This is a genomic window from Endobacterium cereale, from assembly GCF_009617585.1.
In the GTDB taxonomy this organism is placed as follows: domain Bacteria; phylum Pseudomonadota; class Alphaproteobacteria; order Rhizobiales; family Rhizobiaceae; genus Neorhizobium; species Neorhizobium cereale.
Genome location: NZ_WIXI01000043.1, coordinates 60,874 through 82,229, shown reverse-complemented (window position 1 = coordinate 82,229; position 21,356 = coordinate 60,874). Strand labels below are relative to the sequence as shown.

Sequence of the window (21,356 nt, the reverse complement as noted above, 5' to 3'; positions counted from 1 at the left end):
GCAATGCAACCATAGGATAGACCCTGAAGGCAGGAAATGTTGTTGCAGATAATTTGCCGCCAAAATTGCGGCATTTACAAGCCCGAAACAGCAACAACCAAAAGACGAGTATAAATTTTATTTTATATTCGTCTTGAAATAAAATTTATATAAAATTGAATATTTCAGCAAATGGTCTTCAGCGAACAATGTTTTTCGCATCACTGTACTAGGATTATCAGTGTAATGACCGATACGAATATAAAAAGCCCGCTGTGGATCAAGATCACCGGCTATGGCTTTGCTGCCGTTCTGTTCGCCAGCGCCGCCATCGGCGGACTTGCGTGGTACCGTCAGGCCGCCATGAACGACAAGGCGCTCTCCAGCAAGGCGGCGAGCGACTTCGAAGTCATCCAGACCGATATGGCGGCGATCCAGCGTTCGGCTTCCGCGCTGGCACTAACCCTGTCTGGCGATCCCGATCTGCCCGCTTATATCGCCGGCAATGACCGACAGGCGCTGCTCAACAAGTTTTCCAAGAACATTGCCGCGATGAAGGAGGCCGGCGGCCTGCAGATCATCACCATCGGCAATGCCAAGGGCGACATCGTCGCCCGCATGCATTCGCCCGACAAATTCGGCGACAACGTCATTGGCCGCCGCAAGACGATGCAGGCCGCCGTTGCGACCGGCAAGCTTGCCGCCGGCATCGAGCCGGGGCGTGCCGGTATCGGCATCTACGCTGTCGCGCCTGTCGTGGTTGATGGCACGGTCGTCGGCGTCGTCGATGTCGGCACTGAACTGTCGAATGCCTATTTCACCCCGTTGGCCGAGCGGCTTGGCGCTGAAATTTCCGTCAATGTCACGCAGGAAGGCAAGCTGACCAACCAGTCTTCGACGCAAGGCGGTCAGCCGTTCCTGCCGGCGCAAAACATTCAGGCAGCCTTTAATGGCGCCGAGGTGTTTGAACCGGCCGTGCTCGGTGGCCGTGACATGTTGGTCAAGGCCGTGCCGTTCACCTCCTTCTCGGGCGACAAGATCGGCGTTTTCGAGATCGGCACGGACACGACAGAGATTACTGCCGCCGCCCGCACCGCCCTGTTCACCATGCTCGGCGTCACGCTGGCAACCTCGATCATCGCGCTCACCGCCTTCTTCCTGTTTGCCAAATCGCTCGGCAACGCCATCGGCCGCCTGACTTCGACCATGGGACGTCTCGCAGCCGGCGATCTCAACGCTTCGGTCGAGGGCGAAAACCGCCCGGACGAGACCGGCGCCATGGCGCGCGCGGTGCAGGTGTTCAAGGACAATGCGCTGAAGACAAAGGAGCTGGAGCGCCAGGCCGACGAGCAGCGCAACATGACCGAGGAACAGCGCCGCCAGAATGCCGAGGAAGCACGCATTCGTGCCGAACAGATGGCGGAAGCCACCAACGGGCTTGCAACCGGCCTGCAGCACCTGTCCTCCGGCAACCTGACATTCCAGCTCGATCGCCCGTTCGCACCGGACTTCGAAAGTCTGCGCGCCGATTTCAATGCGACCGTCAGCCAGTTGCGCGGCACGCTCGGCTCGGTCGCCCAGTCCACCAGTTCCATCGATAGCGGTTCACGCGAAGTCAGCCAGAGCGCCGACGATCTTTCCAAGCGCACCGAACAGCAGGCCGCTTCGCTGGAAGAAACGGCAGCCGCCCTCGACCAGATCACCGTCAACGTGAGCAACTCATCCAAGCGCGCCGAAGAAGCCCGCACGGTTGCCATCCAGGCCAATGAAAGCGCCCGCCAGTCTGGCGCCGTCGTGGCCGATGCCGTGCAGGCGATGGGCCGTATCGAGGAATCGTCCGGCCAGATCTCCAACATCATCGGCGTGATCGACGATATCGCCTTCCAGACCAATCTGCTCGCGCTGAACGCCGGTGTGGAAGCAGCCCGTGCGGGTGAAGCCGGCAAGGGGTTTGCCGTTGTCGCGCAGGAAGTGCGAGAACTCGCCCAGCGTTCCGCCAATGCCGCCAAGGAGATCAAGGATCTCATCGGCAAATCCTCGATCGAGGTCGGCACAGGTGTCAGGCTGGTGCGGGAAACGGGCGAAGCGCTGCGGACCATCGAAGCGCATATCGTCACCATCAACCAGCATATGGATTCGATCGCCACTTCCTCGCGTGAACAGTCGGTCGGCCTTTCCGAGGTCAATACCGCCGTCAACCAGATGGACCAGGTGACCCAGCAGAACGCCGCCATGGTGGAAGAGGCCAATGCCGCCGGCGCGACGCTCGCGACGGAAGCCGGCCGCCTGCGCGAACTGATCAGCCAGTTCCAGCTGGGTCAGAACGCCGCTTCGGCAAATCCGGCCTCGGCGCTGCGCCAGACGGCAGCGGTCATGGCCGCTTCCCCGCGCTCGGCACCGGCAGCTTCACCCGCCCGCAGCATGGTCGGCAAGATTGCCCAGGCTTTTGGCGGCCGTGGCGGTGCGGCAACGGCGGCAGCGACCGACAATTGGGAAGAGTTCTAATCCTTTTTGGGATCAGACCTGAAAGCATCGGAAGGCGGGGATACTCAGGTGTCCCCGCCTTTTTGCCTTGCCGCAGCCCGCGCCGCATCGCGTTGTTTGCGCCATTCCAGCAGGGAAAGCAGAAGCGGGCCGACCGTGACCCCGAGAATGGCGCCGCACACGGTCCAGCCCAGCGCGCCGCCACCGATCACCTCCTCAAAGACATAGGCCGCAGCAACCGAACCAATCAGGGCAAGCAGCCCTTTGAATAGCCATGCCGACGTCGTCATCCCCATACCCCTCCGACTTGCTCCGGATGAGTTGGAACAATGCCCGACAACGTCAAGTATTGCCGCTGCCCGCCCCGCCGGTTATTCGAACTCCAGAATCAGATCATCCGTCGCAAGGCTCTGGCCAATATCGGCAGCGACATGCTTGATGACGCCCGCGCGCTCCGCCTTCAGCACGTTTTCCATCTTCATCGCCTCGACGGAGGCAAGCGGCTGGCCGGCTTCGACGACATCGCCGACATGAACGGCAATCGACGTCACGACACCGGGCATCGGGCATAACAGCAGTTTCGAAGTATCCGGCGGCAACTTGACCGGCATCAGTTGAGAAAGGGCGGCAACGCGCGGAGAGCGGACCCGCACGAGCAGATCGACACCACGGCAACGAAGCCGGATGGCCGAACCGATGAGGTCAACCTTGACCCGAAGAACCGCGCCCCCGACGGTAAACTCCGCCAGCGTTTTTCCCGGTTTCCAGATGGAAACGATCGGCAGGACAAAACCATCGCCAAACACCACCTCTTCGCCATCGAAGGAAAGCGCGATATCCCCATGAGGCAGGGCCACGACCCAATCACGCCTGACCGTGGGGTGACGGTTGGGAAGCGTGCCGGAAATCTCGGTAGCCCGCGCGCAAACAGTTCGATGCACGAACGCGGCAATGGCCGCCAGCTTTTTCGACAACGGCTCATCCGGTGTGACGCCGTCAAATCCCTGCGGGAATTCCTCGGCGATATAGGCCGTCGTCAGTTTTCCGGAGCGAAACCGCTCCTGGCCCATGACCGCCGACAGGAAAGGCAGGTTATGACCAATTCCCTCGAGTTCGAAACGATCCAGCGCATCTGCCATCGCGTCGATGGCAGCGACACGAGCCGTCTCCCCCTTGCCCGGCGACCACGTGCAAAGCTTTGCGATCATCGGATCGTAAAACATCGAGATTTCGCCACCTTCAAACACGCCGGTATCATTCCGCAGGATCGAGCCATCGGCCTGTTCACCCTCCGCCGGCGGCCGGTAACGCGTCAGCCTGCCGATCGACGGCAGAAAATTGCGATAGGGATCCTCGGCATAAAGCCGGCTTTCGATCGCCCAGCCCGTGAGCGTGATATCATCCTGAACAAAACCTAGCTTTTCGCCGGCGGCAATGCGGATCATCTGTTCGACGAGATCAATGCCGGTCACGAGCTCGGTGACAGGATGCTCGACCTGCAGACGGGTGTTCATCTCCAGAAAATAGAATTTTCTCGAACCATCGACGATAAATTCCACCGTACCGGCAGAGTGATAACCGACGGCTCTTGCCAACGCTACGGCCTGTTCGCCCATGGCCTTTCGCGTGGCTTCATCGAGAAATGGCGAGGGCGCTTCCTCTATAACCTTCTGGTTTCGCCGCTGGATCGAGCATTCTCGTTCGCCAAGATAAAACATGTTCCCATGTTGATCGCCCAGAACCTGGATTTCGATATGGCGCGGCTGGGTAACAAATTTTTCGATGAAAATGCGGTCATCGCCAAAGGCGTTTTTGGCCTCGTTTTTCGAAGACTGAAATCCCTCGCGTGCTTCGGCCTCATCCCATGCAATACGCATGCCCTTGCCGCCACCACCGGCCGAAGCCTTGATCATTACCGGATAACCGATCGATACCGCGATCTTCACGGCCTCATCCGCATCCTCGATCAAATCCATATGGCCGGGCACGGTGGAGACGCCGGCATCGGCGGCGATCTTTTTCGAGGTGATCTTGTCGCCCATCGCCTCGATGGCACCGACAGGCGGGCCGATAAAAGCCACGCCCTCCTTTTCCAGCGCTGCCGCGAAAGCCGCATTTTCCGACAGAAAACCGTAACCGGGATGCACGGCATCGGCGCCGGTCTGCCGGATCGCCTCGATGATCTGCTCGATGACGAGATAGGACTGGCTGGAGGGGGCAGCACCGATATGCACGGCCTCGTCGGCCATCGAAACATGTAGCGCATTGGCATCCGCATCCGAATAAACGGCAACGGTGGCAATACCCATTTTCTTGGCCGTCTTGATCACGCGGCAGGCGATTTCACCACGGTTCGCGATGAGGATTTTTTTGAACATGGCCGGCCTCCTCTAAAGCGGGATCGTGTCGTGTTTTTTCCAATGGGTCGACACCTGCTTGCCGCGCAGCGAAGCGAAGGCACGGGCAATGCGGCGGCGCGAGGAATGCGGCATGATCACCTCGTCGATAAAACCGCGTTCGGCCGCCACGAAGGGATTGGCGAAACGCTCTTCATATTCCCTGGTCCGCGCCGCGATCTTTTCCGCATCGCCGAGTTCCGAGCGATAGAGGATTTCCGTTGCGCCCTTGGCACCCATCACCGCGATTTCCGCCGTCGGCCAGGCATAGTTGATGTCCGCGCCGATATGTTTTGATGCCATCACGTCATAGGCGCCACCGTAAGCCTTGCGCGTGATCAGTGTCACCATCGGCACTGTCGCTTCCGAATAGGCAAACAGCAGTTTTGCGCCATGCTTGATGACGCCGCCATATTCCTGGGCCGTGCCCGGCAGAAAGCCCGGCACATCCACCAGCGTCAGCAGAGGAATGGAAAAGGCGTCGCAGAAGCGCACGAAGCGCGCCGCCTTGCGCGACGAATCGATATCGAGGCATCCCGCCAGCACCATCGGCTGGTTGGCAACGACACCGACCGTCTGCCCTTCAAGCCGAATGAAGCCAGTGATGATGTTTTTCGCAAACGCGTCCTGGATTTCGAAAAAGTCGCCCTCGTCCGCCAAAGCGAGGATCAACTCCTTCATATCGTAGGGTTTTGCCGCGCTGTCCGGGATCAGCGTATCGAGCCGATTTTCCACGCGGTTGGGATCGTCATGAAACGGACGCGTGGGCACGCCACTGCGATTATTAGCCGGCAAAAAATCTAATAGCTGGCGTACGGCTTCCAGCGCTTCGATATCGTTTTCGAAGGCGGCATCGGCCACCGAAGATTTTTGCGTATGGGTGCGCGCACCACCAAGATCTTCGGCCGAGACGATCTCATTGGTAACGGTCTTCACCACGTCCGGCCCGGTCACGAACATGTAGGACGTGTCGCGCACCATGAAGATGAAATCGGTCATGGCCGGCGAATAGACGGCTCCACCAGCACACGGCCCCATGATGACGGAAATTTGCGGAATGACGCCGGACGCCTCGGCATTGCGGCGAAACACTTCCGCATAACCGCCGAGCGAGGCGACACCTTCCTGGATACGGGCGCCTCCCGAATCATTCAGGCCGATGATCGGAGCGCCGACCTTCACGGCCATATCCATGACCTTGCAGATTTTCTGCGCATGGGTTTCCGACAGCGAACCGCCGAGCACGGTAAAGTCCTGAGAAAAGACGTAGACCTGCCGACCGTTGATCGTGCCCCAGCCGGTGACGACGCCATCACCGGCGATCTTCTGATTTTCCATGCCGAAATCGGTGCAGCGATGTGTGACATACATATCGAATTCTTCGAACGAGCCCTCGTCCAGCAGGACTTCGATCCGCTCGCGCGCCGTCAGCTTGCCCTTGGCATGCTGCGCATCGATACGTTTTTCGCCGCCACCAAGCCTCGCTTCGGCACGGCGACGTTCCAACTCGTCCAGCACAATCTGCATGATCCCTCCCGATATGCACTTCACAGAAGTCATAACTGATGAATGCCAATCGGAAAACAAGGCGCGAGCATGCGCTGGAAGTTTGGGGAAAACCCGTCCGGTCAGATCAGTCCGACAGTAATAGCTGCGAGAATGGCGTAACGCGCTGTCTTTGCGATAGCGACCAGAAGGATGAAAACCGGCAATGGCTCCCGCATCACACCGGCAACAACCGTCAGCGGATCGCCGATGATCGGCAGCCAGCTTCCCAGCAGCGACCATTTTCCATAACGCCGATACCAACCCTGCGCGCGCTCAAGTGCCTTACCTTTGATGGGGAACCAGCGCCGATCGCGGAACCGCTCGATCCCACGACCAAGGATCCAGTTGATGATGGAGCCGAGAATATTGCCGATCGAAGCGACCACGACCAGCAGCCAGACCGGGTGCCCGCCTTGTAAAATAAGCCCGACAAGCACCGCCTCGGACTGCGCCGGCAGGATTGTCGCGGCCACGAGAGCGGCCATGAAAAGCGTGAGATAGGCGGTCATGCCTTCGGCTTATACCGGGATCGCGGTCAAACACACGTCAAAACCACGGCATGAGCCTTCGCCAACGAAACGGCTACAACTCCTCCAGAACCGGTTTTTCGATGACCAGCTGCGACACGCTGCGCTTGACCGCATCGTTGAGGCCAAGAATGTCATCCAGCCCGCGGCGAAGAATGTCCTGAAAGGCCTCGAGATCGGCAAGAAGGTCGGAAAGCACCGCCGTTTCCAGGTAACCCGCCTCCACTTTCCCCATCACCCGGATCGCGGCAAGGCCTGCGCTGAGGCGCTTGATCTCAAAAACCTCCTCGGCAAAATTACGCACTTCCTGTTGCACGTCGAAGATGGTGGTGACGGCACGGCGCCGATATCGGTTGCGTTGCTGCCGCAGCAAGGAAGCCTCGGCCGAATGATTGAAATGCGGAGACGGCATTTCGCGGCCGAAGATGGCGGCGATCTCGTCCTGCACTTCCGATGTGGCGAGCAGGAAGGCACCTTCATGGATGGCACGTGAGACACGTTCGGTGGCCACGATGAACCGGTCGAGACCGAGACGGATCTGCCCGGACAGCTCCTCGTAATTGTTGGAGATCGTGCTGATCGCCTTGCCGGCATCGCCCAGCCGGCTTGCCTGCACCGTCAGGTTCAGCGGCACGAAACGGTGGCGCTGGTAACCGTCGGCAATGGTGGACGCCGCCTCCAGCAAAAACTTCGATGCCGACATGAGCTGGCCGTAAAGCGCCACGGCCGGATGCGGAGGCCGCTGCATGTGCCCGGCCCGACTTGCCAGTTCTGCCGTAAGACTGGCTCCCATGAACGTGTCGTAAGTCGGAAAGCCGAGTGCGGCCAGCCTTTGCAGCAGCCGCTGCGCGCTCTGCGGCGGCGAAAGGTTTTCGCTTTTCTCGACATTCAACAGATCGGCATATTCCTGCGACACGATGGGCAGAAGAGCGCTGCTTGGCCGCATCCGCACCGAAAGATAACCACCGTCGATCGGTGTGATGATCGCATAAACCCAGTACTGGCGACCATCGCTGGCGCGGTTCTTTACATAGGCGCCTGTCGGCTTGTTCTCGTGTAAGCGATCCCACAGAAGCCTGAAGGCGGCACGCGGCATTTCGGGATGGCGCACGATATTGTGCGGCTTGCCCATAAGTTCTTGCCAGTGAAACCCGCTGATGCGCTGAAAGACGTCATTTCCGGCCCGTATCTTTCCGCGTTCATCCGTGCGCGAAAAAAACAGTTCAGCAAAGTCGAATGTAATCTCGTGGTCGTGCGCAAATTGCCTTTTGGAAGAAAGGTCCTGTTTCGTCATGGAAAATACCCAGCAATATACCCCCCCCTCCCAGGCTAAAACTCGCTGTGGCATCAGTAATTTTATTCAGACCCTGCGATTTGATTCACATCAAAGAGAAATACCGCATGAAACGCCGGATGCACTGCAAACCAAGGCGTCTCCGAACAGTGCATTCGAAAACCATTTTCGGTAGGAATGAGCACGCCTCACAATTGTCATTAACTGCCACTAATGCCGTCTTTTAGTGACAACAGGCAATGCTGGCGCAGGGACATGAACAACCGACGTGATGATGCCCGTCTGACCGTGGCGCGCCATGCCGCAAGGCTTTTTCTGGACAACGGTCTTGGAGAAACCAGTGGCGCAGAGATTGCCGCCGCTTCCGGCCTGTCGGAGCGTACGGTCTGGCGTTATTTCGCCAGCAAGGAAAGCTGTGTCGAGCCGCTGTTCCTGTCCACTGCCCTGCGTTTTCACACCAAGCTGCGACAGTGGCCTCGCAATGTTTCGATCGATGCGCATCTGCACGAATGTTGCCGGCTGGATGATGCGACGCCGCAGGACATGATCGATGGAATTCTGGTGGTGCGGCTGCTGACCCGAATGGAGGCGGAACCGGCACTGCGCGCGGTCTGGCTATCTGCCTCGCATCAGGTGGAGCAGGACATGATCGGCATCATCGCCGATCGCCTCGATCGCTCAAAGAAGGATTTCGATGTTCGCCTGTGTGCAGCAACCGTTGCCGCGGCGATGCGCCTGATCGACGAGACGATCAGCATCGCTGCGATCGAACACGGCCAGCAATTCACCACCGAGCAGATCGCGCAGGAGATGGCGCAGGCCATCCGCAAGGCCAGCACCCTGCCGATCTGTGATCCGATTACCCCCAATGTTTTTGGCGTACCAAGCCATTCATCGCCCTGAAGGGACAGACCATGACGACCAAAGTCATTTTCAGCCTCGCAAGATTGACGGCCGTTGTCAGTGCCGTTCTCCTTTCCGTGAATGTCGCTGGCGCCCAGCAGCAGAAGCCGGATGGCCCGCTGGAACTGGCCCCGGTCGATGTCAGCAAGACCGTTCGGCAGGATATCGCCACCGAAGTGCGTGTTGCCGGTTCGCTGACGCCGATCCGCCGTTCGAACCTGACATCGCGGGTTTCCTCGACCATCGTTGAACTGCCGGTTCAGATCGGCGACGTCGTCAAGAAAGGCGATCTTCTGGTGCGTTTCGATACCGAGGCTCTGGCCTCGGCCGTCACCGCCCGCAAGGCCGAAATCGATGCGCTCGACGCGCAGGTTGAGCTGGCCGAATCCGTGCTGGAAAGAAACACGGCGCTTGGCGAACGCGGTGCGGCATCGGATGCGACGCGGCTTGAAGCGCGTGCCAACCTGCTGAACCTGCGCGCGCAGCTGCGGTCGAAACAGGCCGAGGTCGCCGATTCCGAACGGTCGCTTGCCTATGGAGAACTGCGCGCCGAATTCGACGGCGTCGTTTCCACCCGCCCGGTCGAGCAAGGTCAGACCGTGGCGCTCAACGCCGAACTGATGACGATCGTCGATCTCAGCCGCATGGAAGTGGATGCCGGCGTACCGACCAGCCGTATCCCGTTGGTGCGGCTCGATCAGCCGGTCGAACTATCGGTGGAAGGATTCGCCGGCCGCACCTTTGCCGGCAAGGTCATGCGCATTTCGCCGACGGCCGTTGCCGGTTCCCGCGCCGTGCGTGTCTTTATTGCCATCGACAACAATGAAGGCCTGCTGCGTGGCGGCATGTTCACCACCGGCATTCTCAAGGTCGATGACCAGAAGAACGTGATCGCCCTGCCCGCTGCTGCAATCCGCCACGACAGCGAGGGCACTTATGTCCTCAAGGTCGAGGGCAATGCGCTGCGCCGCCTGCCGGTCAATCTCGGCACCAGCTGGACGGATCGCAACCTCGTGCAGGTCTCAGGCATCGAAGAGGGCGAAACGATCGTGACGGCACCGCTTCCGGATCTGGTTGCGGGCACTGCCGTGAACGTCGAGGGCATCTGACATGTTTCTCACCCGTATCAGCGTCGGCCATCCCGTTTTCGCCACCATGATGATGGTGACGATCCTCGTCGTCGGCCTTTTCTCCTACTCGCGCCTCGGCGTCGATCAGTTCCCGGAAACCGATCTTCCCATCGTCGTGGTCGCCACCACCTATACCGGCGCCTCGCCGGCCTCGGTGGAAAGCGAAGTGTCGCGGCCGATCGAATCCTCGCTCAACACGATCGGCGGCATCGATACGATCACCTCGGAATCCTACGAGGGACGTTCGATCGTCGTCGTGCAGTTCGAACTCGATGTCGACAGCCAGGTGGCGGCACAGGAAGTGCGCGACCGTGTGGCGCGTCTCGAAGCCTCCTTCCCGGACGAAGTGGATACGCCGCAGGTGACCCGCTTTAACCCGGATGATCAGCCGATCCTGTCGATCGCGGCCTCCTCCCCCACCCGCACGCTGTCGGAAATCACCACGCTTGCCGACCGTGTCATCACCAACCGGCTGAATGTCATCGGTGGTGTCGGCCAGATTTCGCTGGTCGGCGGCAGTGAGCGGCAGGTGCTCGTTGTTGTCGACCCCGACCGGCTGGAAGCTTACGGCGTCGGCGTTTCGACGATCATGGATGCCATTCGCCGCGAGAACCAGGACCGCGCCGCCGGCACACTGATTTCCGGCATCAACCAGCGCATCGTCACCGTGGAAGGCCGCATCCCCGATGCTGCCGGCTTCAACAGCATCATCGTCGCCCAGAGCGGCGGTTACCCCGTCTATCTTTCCGATGTCGCCAGCATTCTCGATACCGGTGCCGAAGTCACCAGCCGTGCCACCTATCAGGGCGTGCCGTCGCTCGGTCTCGATATCGTCAAGGTGCAGGGCGCAAACACTGTCGAAGTGGCGGCGGCACTGCGCAAGGAAATCACCACCCTCAATACCGAGCTTGCCAAGGAAAACGTCGAACTCACCATCACCCGCGACAATTCCCGCGCCATTGCCGCGCAGGTTTCGGAAGTGCAGCGCACGCTGATCGAAGGCGGCGTGCTGACCGTTCTGATCGTCTTCGTGTTTCTCAATTCCTGGCGTTCCACGGTGATTACCGGCCTGACGCTGCCGATCTCGGTCATCGGCACGTTCGCGGTCATCTACGCGCTCGGCTTCACACTCAACACGATGACGCTGATGGCGCTGTCGCTGTCGATCGGCATCCTGATCGACGACGCGATCGTCGTGCGTGAAAACATCACGCGCCACCTGCAGATGGGCAAGGACCATATCAAGGCGGCGCTCGACGGCACCAATGAGATCGGCCTTGCCGTTCTCGCCACCACGCTCTGCATCGTCGCGGTCTTTCTGCCGGTCGCCTTCATGGGCGGCCTGATCGGCCGTTTCTTCCTGCAGTTCGGTGTTACCGTCGCGGCTGCCGTAATGATCTCACTGTTCGTGTCTTTCACCCTCGATCCGATGCTGTCGAGCGTGTGGTATGATCCGCAAAGCCAGAAGGGCGCCAAGCGCGGTTTCCTTGGCCGCGCCGTCGAACGTTTCGACCGCTGGTTCGAAGGGCTGGCCGGACGTTATCGCTCGCTGATCCACTGGACTTTTGACCACCGCAAAACCACCATCGCTATCGTTGTTGCCATGTTCGTCGGCAGCCTGTTGCTCGTGCCCCGTATTGGCGCCGAATTCCTGCCACCTGCCGACCAAGGCGAAATCAGCGTGTCGCTGGAAGCCGCACAGGGTTCCTCACTCGATTATATGGCCGCAAAGGTGACGCAGGTCGAAAAGGCATTGCGCGAATTCCCGTATGTCTCCGCCACCTATTCCACCATCAATTCCGGCGGAGCACGCGGTTTCAATCAGGCAAGCGTCGCGGTCCAGCTTGTGCCCAGCGCCGATAGATCGGTCACCACAGCGCAAAGTATCGACCCGATCCGGCAGCGGCTTACCCGCGTCGCCGGGCTGGAAATCTCCGTTGGCCAATCCTCCGGCATGGGCGGATCGTCGAAACCGCTGCAGCTTTCGATCCTCGGAGATGGCGATCAGGAACTGCGCCGCATCTCCGACCAAATCACCACGGCGCTTGCCGCCATTCCGGGCGCAACGGAGGTGGAATCCTCGATCGAAAACGTGCGGCCGACGTTGGCGGTGCGGGTGCGTCGCGAGGCGGCGAGCGATCTCGGTGTCTCCATCTCCACCATCGGCGATACGCTGCGGCCGCTGGTGGCCGGCGATGCCATATCCGTCTGGAACGCACCGGACGGCGAATCTTACGACGTGACCTTGCGCCTTCCGGCAACAGGTCGTCGCGATGCAGCCCAGCTGCGCAATCTCACCATCTCTACCGGCCGCACCGACGACGACGGCAAGCCGATCACCGTCCTGCTCGATCAGGTGGCCGACGTGGTGGAAAGCACCGCGCCCGATGCCATCACCCGCAAGGATCTGTCGCGCGACGTGCGGATCTCCAGCAATGTCGAAGGCCGGGCACTCGGTGACATCACCACGGACCTCAACGCCGCCATCGCAAAAATGGATATACCGGTCGGCTATCGTATCTCCTTCGGTGGCCGCTCGTTCTCGCCATCATCTTCATCTACATTATCCTCGCTTCGCAGTTCGGCTCGTTCATCCAGCCGATCGCGATCATGATGACGCTGCCACTTTCGCTGATCGGGGTGTTGCTCGGGCTTTTGTTCACCGGCTCGACGCTCAACATGTTTTCCATGATCGGTTTCATCATGCTGATGGGCCTCGTCACCAAGAACGCCATCCTGCTCGTTGATTACTCCAATCTCGGTGTGCGGGAAGGAAAGACACTGCGCCAGAGCCTGGCTGATGCCGGTGCGGTGCGCCTGCGGCCGATCATCATGACCACGCTCGCCATGATCTTTGGCATGCTGCCGATGGCGCTGGGGCTTGGCGAAGGTGGCGAACAGCGCGCACCGATGGCGCATGCGGTAATCGGCGGGCTGATTTCTTCCACCCTGCTGACGCTGGTTTTCGTGCCTGTTGTGCTGACCTATCTCGACGGCATGGGACGGCGCGTCAGCCGCTGGTTTGCACATTCGCCGGAAAAGCCGGGCAACAACCTAGCCGAAACCGATCATTCCCCTAATTAACGGCCCGCTGACATACACTCGTAAATGTCGGCCTAGGGGTTTTGAAGGAAACAAAGATGAAGAAAATTGTTTTGACCGGTCTCGTTACACTCGGACTGGCTGCACCGGCTTTCGCGCAGGCAACCAACGAGCAGATCGAAATGGCCTATATCTCGGCTCGCAACCAGCTTGGTGTTCTGAAATATTGCCAGAACGAAGGTCATATCGATGGCGAAGCGGCAACCGTACAGACGAAGCTGATCGCTCTCATCCCGGCTCCTTCCGACACCGCCAAGGGTGACGAAGCCGAAAAGACCGGCGAAAAGGGCACCGTTGCCGCCATGGGCGTGAACCAGGAAATCTCTGCGACGGTAAAGGCACAGAACATTACCGAAAAGCAGTTCTGCGAAACCGTCGCCAATGCCATCAAGCAGGTCGCCGACCAGCTGCCGAAATAACATTCCTGTCCCTCCCGCTTGAAAGCGGCTTCAGGAATGAGATGATCGAACGACCGGTCGGCACATGCCACCGGTCGTTTTTCGTTGCGGACGCCGGAGCCCAAAATGCCTTTTCATTTGGCAAAGTGCCCATGCGACATGCATGCCGGTTGTCTATCCGCGAGCTGACGCATAAAGCAGGCCATCAGATGAATGCCGAATGTTTCGGCTAACAAGGAGAGCGGCGTGCTGACCCTTCTGGACTATGCGGGTGTCGTCGTTTTTGCCGCCGCAGGCGCCCTTGCCGCATCACGCAAGCAACTCGATATCATCGGCTTCCTGTTTTTTTCGGCCGTGACCGGCGTTGGCGGCGGAACGTTACGCGATCTCATCCTTGGCAGGCTGCCGGTATTCTGGGTGAAGGAGCCGATATATATCCTCGTCTGCGTCGCCACGGGCATTCTGGTGTTCTTCACGGCGCATTTCGTCGAATGGCGCTACAAGCTTCTGCTTTGGCTCGATGCCATCGGCCTTGCCGCCTATAGTGTCATGGGCGCGCTGATCGGTCTTGAAACTACGGGGTCGCCCATCATCGCCATCGTCACCGGCATGCTGACCGCCACGTGTGGCGGCGTGTTGCGTGATATCCTGGCCGACGAGCCGTCCGTGCTGCTGCGTCCGGAAATCTATATTACCGCCGCACTGGCAGGCGCCAGCGCCTTCGTGCTGTGCCACGCGCAGGGTGTGCCGCTTTATCTCAGCGCAGCAGTCGGCTTTGCCGCCGCCTTCGCGCTGCGTGGTGGCGCGCTCTATTACAGCTGGACAATCCCGCGCTACCGACCGCGCCCGGGTCGCGATCCGGATGACGCTCTCAAGAAATAAAGAGACGGCCACCATCGTCCGCTGATGAACCAAACGCTGCCTTGTGCGTTAAGGGTCTGAATTTGTTTCAGCAAAGGACCTTGAAGTGGACGTCATCCGCATTCTTTTCGCAATCTTCTTGCCTCCTGTCGGTGTTTTTCTACAGGTCGGCCTCGGATTGCATTTCTGGCTCAACATCCTTTTGACCCTTTGCGGTTATTTTCCCGGCATCATCCATGCCGTCTGGGTCATCGTGAAGAAGTGAACCGAAGCCGGTGTGGCCAAGGCCGCACCGGCATGCCCTTGTTTTTGAAAGCCCATGCCCGAGTGCAGCCTGAAATCATCTGATCTATATTTGTAAATTCCGTATTTATACAAAATACAGATTAGATATCATTTTTGCGAAACACGAAAACTGCCACATTTATTGCCTGTTATAAATTGTACATGCTTGTTTTTGCTGCGAAAAGTAATTCGCCATTTTTGGTAATATTTACCAATCACGTTCCCCCCAGAGTACAGCTGCGTTATTTTCCAGATGCGAAATGATTCGCATCAATATTGGCTAGATGATTTAGCGAGGCTGCTTTGAACGAGCAAAGTAGTACAATTGAGTCCTGGGCTTTCCAGAGAGCACATCAGATCGTGGTTCACCAGGGTCTGAGCCTTGTCGATGCGGCGCAGTCGCTCGACCACAAGCGTACCAGCAACCATACCTATGCATTGCGGCAGGCTATTTCCGATTGCCTGTTGGAAGCCCTGAAACACGGCCTTGGCCGTCCTCAGGCCCTTGAAGAAGTACGGCAGTAAAATCCCGACGGAAAACCAGTGGCGCCAATTCTGCTCGAAAGTCACCGTTTCGTGAAACGGCCCTGACAGCGAGGATTAGCGCTGCCCGTCTTCTGTGTTACTCTTCTAATAGATTAACGCAGTGACGGAGTGAAAATGCTGGTCACGATTGCGATGCTCATGGGGCTTTCCGCCTCTCCCATCATCATGGCTGCAGCGGGCGGCGAAGTAGATGTCGAACTGGCACTTGCCGTGGATGTCTCCCGTTCGATGGACTACGAAGAAGTCCAGATACAGCGACAGGGCTATGTGGAGGCACTGTCTCACCCTGAATTCATCACCGCGGTCAAGGGCGGCATGCTGGGGCGTATCGCCATCAGCTATTACGAATGGGCCGGCGAAGTCGATCAGGCCTCCGTCATCGACTGGCAGATCATCGAAACCGCCGAGGACGCCAAGGCCTTTGCCGAAAAGCTGGCCGCCCGGCCGGTCGCCACCCAGAGACGCACGTCGATCTCCGCAGCAATCAGCTACGGCGCGACATCCATCATCTCCAACAATTACCGCGGCATGCGTCAGGTCATAGACGTCTCGGGAGACGGACCGAACAATATCGGCGTGCCGGTGCTGCCAGTCAGAGACAGGGCAATTGAGTCCGGCATTGTCATCAATGGTCTGGCCATCATGCTCAGGCCGTCAGGAACAGCAGGTGGGCTTGATCGCTATTATTCGGATTGTGTCGCCGGTGGTCCAGGTTCCTTTGTCCTGCCGGTCCACAAGATCGAGGACTTTGCCATCGCCATACGACGCAAGATGGTGATGGAGGTGAGCAACATTCTCCCCTCTCCCAAGCTTCATCGCATCGCCAACGAGCTCAAGGCGGACTGCCTGTCGGGCGAACGGCAATGGCAGGATTTTCTGGATCGTTGAGGCAAGCGCCGTATCGCCGAGCTTGAGGGCCTCTCTACAAGAGCTTGCAGCCACTTGGGCAACGATCCGCATTTTCAGCGCAAAAGCCCCTGCCCGCCATCCACATAAATCGGCACGCCCGTCACATGTTTCGATCGTGAAGACGCCAGAAACAGAATGAGCTCTGCGACGTCTTCGCTTCGTCCCGGTGAGCCGTCGCTGATCGGCACCTGCCCTGCCGGCCATTCGACCGGTATGGCGGTCTCATCAACATGGCGTTGCCGCGTATTGTCGTCGATGCTTGTTTCGATTTCACCCGGGCAGACGGCGTTGACACGCACATGATGTTTGCCGAGTTCCAGAGCGAGTTGCTGCACCATTGCCACTTGCGCAGCCTTGCTTGCGGAATAGGCAGTGGCACCCGGCGTCGTGAAGGTTCGATTTCCGTTGATGGATGAGATGACGATGACGGAGCCCGCAGCCTGCGCCTTGAGATGGGGAACGGTTGTGTGCAGCGTCAGATAGGTGCCACGTAGATTGACCGAAATGGTCTTGTCCCATTCATCCGGCCTGAGATCATCGATCGGTGCCCAGACACCATTGATCCCGGCATTGGCCACCACGATATCCAGCCGACCAAAAGCCGATACGAGTTGGGTTACGGCTTCGCGCATGTCATCTTCCGCAGCCACATCCGCCTCCAGAACAATTGCCTGACCTCCCGCCTTGAGGATGTCCGCAACCGTGCCTTCAAGCTCCGACCGGGTGTGTCCGAGAGCGCCGATACTTGCCCCTTGGGCTGCCAGCATGATCGCTGCAGCCTTGCCGATTCCAGACCCTGCGCCTGTTACCAGTGCCACTTGCCCATTCAGTTCCATGATGGAATTCCTTCGCTGCGATGCAACAATCTAGACGCAAACGAAAAGGCTGTACCAAGGTTCCACGGCATCGGCCTCAGCGTGGTCTGCGTTCCATGGCAGCGCGCAGCAGGGCCGCCGCCCGATAAGCGCCGTGCCCAAGCTTGCCTGCGCATATCAACAGGAAGAGGCTGAGCACAGTGCCGAAATGGAAGGCGAGCAGGACACCCATCATTTTGCTGTCCCGCCAGATCAAAAGCGCAAAGCCGCTGACCGACACCGTCATCAGCAACGCGAGGAGAAGATGCTCGGCAGCAGTGGAAATCCGCTTGCGACGATGTCGGCGCAGCTTCTCCCACCAGAGGCCGGCACAGCCGATCATCATCAGGACGCCGCCACCGCTACCGAGCAAGACCGGAACGCTCTGATAGGGGTGAGGTGCCAGATAGGCGAGGCTGTGATGGTAGATCGTTGCGACTGACGTCGATGCGAAACAGAAACAGACGCCCGCAACAAGCGCCTGATGCGCCCAACGTCTCACCCATCCGTGCTCACAGCTTATGCCGCCACCTTCCAGATTGCGCAGCGTCAGGATGTCCCTGATCGCCATCAGGATGGCACCTCGCGGATTGCCGCCGCCGCTGTCTCTCCAGAAGCGAAACACGCCAAGGCAAAGTGAGGCCAGTGAACCCAGAAGAACAAACCCCGCGCCGAGACACAGGACGGACCAAGGCAAGATCGCGTAAAATGCACCAGCACCACGATGATGCCCGAACAGGATTTCCGTCGGCACGAGCAGATAGGTGAGCAATGGTGTCAGCGGTACAAACACAAGACAAAGCCATGCCTGTGCCGGTGGCCAGAACTGCGAACGCACCTCTGCCAGAACCTGCGGAGGATCGATCTGAAAAACATGCGGCGGGGCATACTGGCAGGCGTCAAGGCAATTGCCGCAGTCGTGGCAGAGATGGGCGAGGTAATTGATATCGCCTTGCAAGAAATCCGTCCGTCTGCCGATCGCACGGAATACCTCACAAAAACCGCTACAATAATCACAGACCGCACAGATGGTCAGAACCCGCCTGGCCTCTGCGAGCAGCGTTTCATCCGAGTGCATGACGGGCCGCCGCTTCTCCCGCGATCCGCCCAAAGACGGCGCTGATCGTCAGGGCTATTCCGGAAAGATAGCCGGTATTCAAAAGACAGGCGGCCATGATTGCGCCGGCAGCAAACAGATTTTCACGCACCGTTCCGTCCCGCATTTTCACGCGGGTCGAACGGTCGACCCGAAGAGCATGACAGGCAAAGGTGAGGCCCGGCGCAACCGGATAGGCAAAGAACGGAGCCGTTTTCACCCTCCCACATTCTTCGGCCGAACGCCTCAGTAGCGTGGCATCGACATCGATCATTCCCGCCATCACATCAAGTGTGGATGCCGCCATTGCCGGGAAGGCCAGGACGGGCACCTTTATCCGACCTTCGGCATCCAGAACCAGCGTCGCTTTCGGGATGGGCAGGGACGCGACGAGCTGCCCCCAACGAGTGAAGCGGCGGGGGCCTGTCACCTCGGTCTCATCGGCGAAACGTTGTCCGTTTTGATCAACCATCATGCCGACCTCCATGCCGTCGATGCGGGTGACTATGCCGCCGTCATGCGGCGGCGAACGCGCATCGATCGCCACGAGATGAGCTGCGTCCGACCTGCCACCGGTTTCTGCCCCGGCACGGATAAGATTGTCCGCGAGGGAGCCGCAGTTAAAAGGCGTGCCGCGATTGATGAAAGCATGCCCTTGCCCCGCCTGCCCGGCGCCACTGCACAAGATGACAGCACGAGCCGGAAGATCGAGCATGTCGAGTTCAGTCATCGGACACTCGTAGGCCACGTCGATGCCGAGCGCGTGCACTCTTGCATAAAGAGCGTTCGCCGCGGCCTTTCCCCCACCCAGAAAAAATGCCGTTCGGCGTGAATAAGGAAGATGATCCGTTTGAAAAACAACGCCCTGATCCGCCAACCAGCACGCCAGATCAGCAGCTCGAACTGCCAGCGTCCGGATCAATTCGAGGTCTCCCGCTCCTTCGGCAATCTCGATTATTTCCTGCTCAAACTCAGCCCCTCGATATATTCCGGGGGAATAGTGTGTCGGTCCCTCATGTGGAAGGCGAATGTTGCGAGCATGCCTGAGATTGCCGCCGCGCATATATTGCGGTGAAGCCTCCACGATCCCGACGGTCGCCCCTGCCTGCCTGGCGGTGATTGCCGCACACAAGCCCGCCATGCTGCCGCCTATCACGAGAACATCGGGACGATTTGCAAACACGGCCTTCGTCATGCCCCCCACATCGGACCTTGCATGGGCCGCTTCTTGCGAAGTTGCCAGCTGGCAACTCTTGAACGATCAGCTTTCATAAGGGCTATGTGCGATCAGTCAGGAACCGTGTCCTTGACCTCACGCAATCATGCGCGGACCGCAGCGGTTATCAGCACATTCAAAGGATACCCCAGGCGCGAAAACGCCCCCGGCCCGTCAACTCCCTCAGCCCAAGTTCGCCGACCATTTTCAGCGCGCCCTGCGGCGTGACCGATAAGGCATCGACAATCATCGCCATCGACACGAATGGCTTTTCCAGAACGAGATCGACCAACTGCGGAAGACGCGACGAGCCCCGTCTTCCGATCAGCCGATGCTCCATCTGCTGTCGCGCCAGAGACAGCCGGTCATGCTCCTTCAACCCGAATTCCGCAGCATTCGTCATCGCATCGATGAGAACAGCAAGCCGGACATCGCGAGCCCGGTGCCCACGCTTCTGACGTGGCATCTGCTTCAATCCGACACTGATCGGCAAGAGATAACCACTGCTCAATCCGTCTCTTCGCAGGATGCTGGCCGTCAGCAATCGCCCGAGCCATGGCGCGTGCTGAAGCACCTGAAGAACATTCCAGCCATCAAGCAGCACCGCAGCACGTAGAGCTGTCGGCAGCCCCTCGCTTTGTTTGAGAACCTGTAGCCATGCCGCCAGCCGTTCGTCTTCGTCCCAATCCGGTTCATATACAAGCGGAGCGCGTTCGTCATCCGCCCTGCCCGAGACGGTTTTCCTTGCCTCCAACAGCAAGGCCTCGCTGCGCGCCAACACGTTGTCGATCGCCGCGAGTTCTGCCGCAAGCAGATCATCCTCGTCGGCTGGCGCCTCGTTGCCCGCCTGCCGAGAGAAAGATTTCACCTCCAGGGACAATTCGGCGTTCTCGTCGCCGCCCTTCCGCAAACGTCTCAGCCCGTCGGACGAAACGGCCCAATCCGCCGGATGCGATAGAATGCGTCGTCGCGTGCGCAAGATATCGCGGGCGATCGACAACTCATGCGTTGGCCGGCGAGCGCCCATATCGGCATCGTGCAGGATGAGATCCTCCGGATGCACCAACTCGCCGTCCACCCAAAGCGATGCGCAGGCATCGGAAAAATGCGATCGGGAAATCCATCCTTGGGACTCACGCGAACGCAACAGCCGCTCGTCGAGCCGTGCGATTACTGCCGTTGCCGTTGCAACAGGGGCCATCAAATCCTGAAAAGGAAGCCGGTCGAGATCGTAGCGCATGGCCACTATCGCTAATCGATTCTCACATTGGATGCGATAGCTGAGCGGGACCTGAGCACCTTTCGGCCCACCAAACATCTCACCCAAGCACATCCTCGCTCAACGTCCACCAGCATTATCGGAAACCAACTCTGCGAACACGCTCATCAATTCCAGCGCTGATGACCGGCGCTAACTGGTCAAATGATGATAACGACATGAGCGAGATGAAGGGCAGGGCGACAAAACCGCTTCAAAGATTTGTGGAAGGCCTACCCTATCAGGTATCTTTCATTGTCTTTGCGCTAACTGTGAAGGCAATGTTTTAAAAGGCCATTTTATCTGAAATGAAAGTGAACGAGGCCATAGGTTTCAGCACTCAGACTCACATCTTTCGGCCTATTCGGGCCATAGTCAGAACGACTCACGTCGAGAGATAAGAACCGTTATAGCCTGTGATTGATAGCCGAAAACCGTAAAAAATTCCAGCCACTCTCACGCCCGCAGGTCTCTTTTCCAAAGAGATGGCCGCTTTCCCCTTCCCCACACAGACACATTCCGGGCGCATGGCGCGCGTATTGCACCAGAAACAAGATCGACCGTCGCCAC

At 58.9% G+C, this 21,356-nt stretch carries 17 protein-coding genes and 1 pseudogene; 9 read left to right on the top strand and 9 right to left on the bottom strand.

Translation table 11 applies throughout. The features are described 5' to 3' along the window. Positions 1-225 precede the first annotated feature (225 nt). Positions 226-2,484, top strand: a complete 2,259-nt coding sequence (locus tag GAO09_RS13000) for a methyl-accepting chemotaxis protein (RefSeq protein WP_153354431.1) — start codon at positions 226-228, stop codon at positions 2,482-2,484. 44 nt (positions 2,485-2,528) lie between these two features. Here the strand turns inward: GAO09_RS13000 and GAO09_RS12995 are convergent, their stop codons facing one another. The 5 genes from GAO09_RS12995 to GAO09_RS12975 all read right to left on the bottom strand — a co-directional run bounded on the left by GAO09_RS12995 (position 2,529) and on the right by GAO09_RS12975 (position 8,228). Then, the gene (locus GAO09_RS12995) at positions 2,529-2,753 is read right to left on the bottom strand and encodes a hypothetical protein (protein ID WP_153354430.1); all 225 of its coding nucleotides are present in this window, start codon (positions 2,751-2,753) and stop codon (positions 2,529-2,531) included. 81 nt (positions 2,754-2,834) lie between these two features. After that, positions 2,835-4,841, bottom strand: coding sequence for an acetyl-CoA carboxylase biotin carboxylase subunit (locus GAO09_RS12990; protein WP_153354429.1), 2,007 nt, complete (start codon positions 4,839-4,841; stop codon positions 2,835-2,837). A gap of 12 nt (positions 4,842-4,853) precedes the next feature. After that, on the bottom strand, positions 4,854-6,386 hold the full coding sequence (locus GAO09_RS12985) for an acyl-CoA carboxylase subunit beta (protein ID WP_153354428.1): 1,533 nt from the start codon (positions 6,384-6,386) through the stop codon (positions 4,854-4,856). 101 nt (positions 6,387-6,487) lie between these two features. Next, a complete protein-coding gene (locus GAO09_RS12980; RefSeq protein ID WP_153354427.1) occupies positions 6,488-6,916 on the bottom strand; it encodes a YqaA family protein in 429 nt (142 codons plus the stop codon). Positions 6,917-6,989: 73 nt separating this feature from the next. Next, positions 6,990-8,228, bottom strand: a complete 1,239-nt coding sequence (locus GAO09_RS12975; protein WP_209018704.1) for a PAS domain-containing protein — start codon at positions 8,226-8,228, stop codon at positions 6,990-6,992. 255 nt (positions 8,229-8,483) lie between these two features. On the opposite strand from GAO09_RS12975, the gene GAO09_RS12970 reads away from it, so the two are divergent. From GAO09_RS12970 to GAO09_RS12935, 8 genes and pseudogenes are all read left to right on the top strand, one after another. Beyond that, positions 8,484-9,131, top strand: a complete 648-nt coding sequence (locus tag GAO09_RS12970) for a TetR/AcrR family transcriptional regulator (RefSeq protein WP_209018703.1) — start codon at positions 8,484-8,486, stop codon at positions 9,129-9,131. Between the two features lie 11 nt (positions 9,132-9,142). Beyond that, positions 9,143-10,240 carry an efflux RND transporter periplasmic adaptor subunit gene (locus tag GAO09_RS12965; protein WP_153354424.1) on the top strand — a complete coding sequence of 366 codons (1,098 nt, stop codon included), beginning with the start codon at positions 9,143-9,145 and terminating at the stop codon, positions 10,238-10,240. A gap of 1 nt (position 10,241) precedes the next feature. After that, positions 10,242-13,345 (top strand): annotated as a pseudogene (locus GAO09_RS12960) (efflux RND transporter permease subunit). A 56-nt stretch (positions 13,346-13,401) separates the two neighbouring features. Further along, complete coding sequence (locus GAO09_RS12955; RefSeq protein WP_153354423.1) at positions 13,402-13,782, top strand: pore-forming ESAT-6 family protein; 381 nt, start codon at positions 13,402-13,404, stop codon at positions 13,780-13,782. A gap of 225 nt (positions 13,783-14,007) precedes the next feature. Next, positions 14,008-14,643, top strand: coding sequence for a trimeric intracellular cation channel family protein (locus GAO09_RS12950; protein WP_324184888.1), 636 nt, complete (start codon positions 14,008-14,010; stop codon positions 14,641-14,643). A gap of 85 nt (positions 14,644-14,728) precedes the next feature. After that, the gene (locus GAO09_RS12945; RefSeq protein ID WP_324184887.1) at positions 14,729-14,887 is read left to right on the top strand and encodes a YqaE/Pmp3 family membrane protein; all 159 of its coding nucleotides are present in this window, start codon (positions 14,729-14,731) and stop codon (positions 14,885-14,887) included. Between the two features lie 380 nt (positions 14,888-15,267). Continuing rightward, a complete protein-coding gene (locus GAO09_RS12940; RefSeq protein WP_324184886.1) occupies positions 15,268-15,432 on the top strand; it encodes a hypothetical protein in 165 nt (54 codons plus the stop codon). 135 nt (positions 15,433-15,567) lie between these two features. Then, complete coding sequence (locus GAO09_RS12935; protein WP_153354420.1) at positions 15,568-16,341, top strand: DUF1194 domain-containing protein; 774 nt, start codon at positions 15,568-15,570, stop codon at positions 16,339-16,341. Between the two features lie 74 nt (positions 16,342-16,415). On the opposite strand, the gene GAO09_RS12930 is transcribed toward GAO09_RS12935, so the two are convergent. The 4 genes from GAO09_RS12930 to GAO09_RS12915 all read right to left on the bottom strand — a co-directional run bounded on the left by GAO09_RS12930 (position 16,416) and on the right by GAO09_RS12915 (position 20,768). Beyond that, a complete protein-coding gene (locus GAO09_RS12930; protein ID WP_153354419.1) occupies positions 16,416-17,198 on the bottom strand; it encodes an SDR family oxidoreductase in 783 nt (260 codons plus the stop codon). A gap of 76 nt (positions 17,199-17,274) precedes the next feature. Next, complete coding sequence (tcuB, locus tag GAO09_RS12925) at positions 17,275-18,294, bottom strand: tricarballylate utilization 4Fe-4S protein TcuB (RefSeq protein ID WP_153354418.1); 1,020 nt, start codon at positions 18,292-18,294, stop codon at positions 17,275-17,277. Beyond that, positions 18,281-19,507, bottom strand: a complete 1,227-nt coding sequence (locus GAO09_RS12920) for an FAD-binding protein (RefSeq protein WP_153354417.1) — start codon at positions 19,505-19,507, stop codon at positions 18,281-18,283. Before GAO09_RS12920 ends, tcuB begins: the two co-directional genes overlap by 14 nt. Positions 19,508-19,664: 157 nt before the next feature. Then, a complete protein-coding gene (locus GAO09_RS12915; RefSeq protein ID WP_153354416.1) occupies positions 19,665-20,768 on the bottom strand; it encodes an RHE_PE00001 family protein in 1,104 nt (367 codons plus the stop codon). Positions 20,769-21,356: the final 588 nt, after the last annotated feature.

Bases quoted from the DNA above. Each gene is read 5' to 3' on its own strand.
- GAO09_RS13000 (WP_153354431.1), top strand. From the start codon at position 226: ATGACCGATACGAATATAAAAAGCCCGCTGTGGATCAAGATCACCGGC.
- GAO09_RS12995 (WP_153354430.1), bottom strand. From the start codon at position 2,753: ATGACGACGTCGGCATGGCTATTCAAAGGGCTGCTTGCCCTGATTGGT.
- GAO09_RS12990 (WP_153354429.1), bottom strand. From the start codon at position 4,841: ATGTTCAAAAAAATCCTCATCGCGAACCGTGGTGAAATCGCCTGCCGC.
- GAO09_RS12985 (WP_153354428.1), bottom strand. From the start codon at position 6,386: ATGCAGATTGTGCTGGACGAGTTGGAACGTCGCCGTGCCGAAGCGAGG.
- GAO09_RS12980 (WP_153354427.1), bottom strand. From the start codon at position 6,916: ATGACCGCCTATCTCACGCTTTTCATGGCCGCTCTCGTGGCCGCGACA.
- GAO09_RS12975 (WP_209018704.1), bottom strand. From the start codon at position 8,228: ATGACGAAACAGGACCTTTCTTCCAAAAGGCAATTTGCGCACGACCAC.
- GAO09_RS12970 (WP_209018703.1), top strand. From the start codon at position 8,484: ATGAACAACCGACGTGATGATGCCCGTCTGACCGTGGCGCGCCATGCC.
- GAO09_RS12965 (WP_153354424.1), top strand. From the start codon at position 9,143: ATGACGACCAAAGTCATTTTCAGCCTCGCAAGATTGACGGCCGTTGTC.
- GAO09_RS12955 (WP_153354423.1), top strand. From the start codon at position 13,402: ATGAAGAAAATTGTTTTGACCGGTCTCGTTACACTCGGACTGGCTGCA.
- GAO09_RS12935 (WP_153354420.1), top strand. From the start codon at position 15,568: ATGCTGGTCACGATTGCGATGCTCATGGGGCTTTCCGCCTCTCCCATC.
- GAO09_RS12930 (WP_153354419.1), bottom strand. From the start codon at position 17,198: ATGGAACTGAATGGGCAAGTGGCACTGGTAACAGGCGCAGGGTCTGGA.
- tcuB (WP_153354418.1), bottom strand. From the start codon at position 18,294: ATGCACTCGGATGAAACGCTGCTCGCAGAGGCCAGGCGGGTTCTGACC.
- GAO09_RS12920 (WP_153354417.1), bottom strand. From the start codon at position 19,507: ATGACGAAGGCCGTGTTTGCAAATCGTCCCGATGTTCTCGTGATAGGC.
- GAO09_RS12915 (WP_153354416.1), bottom strand. From the start codon at position 20,768: ATGCGCTACGATCTCGACCGGCTTCCTTTTCAGGATTTGATGGCCCCT.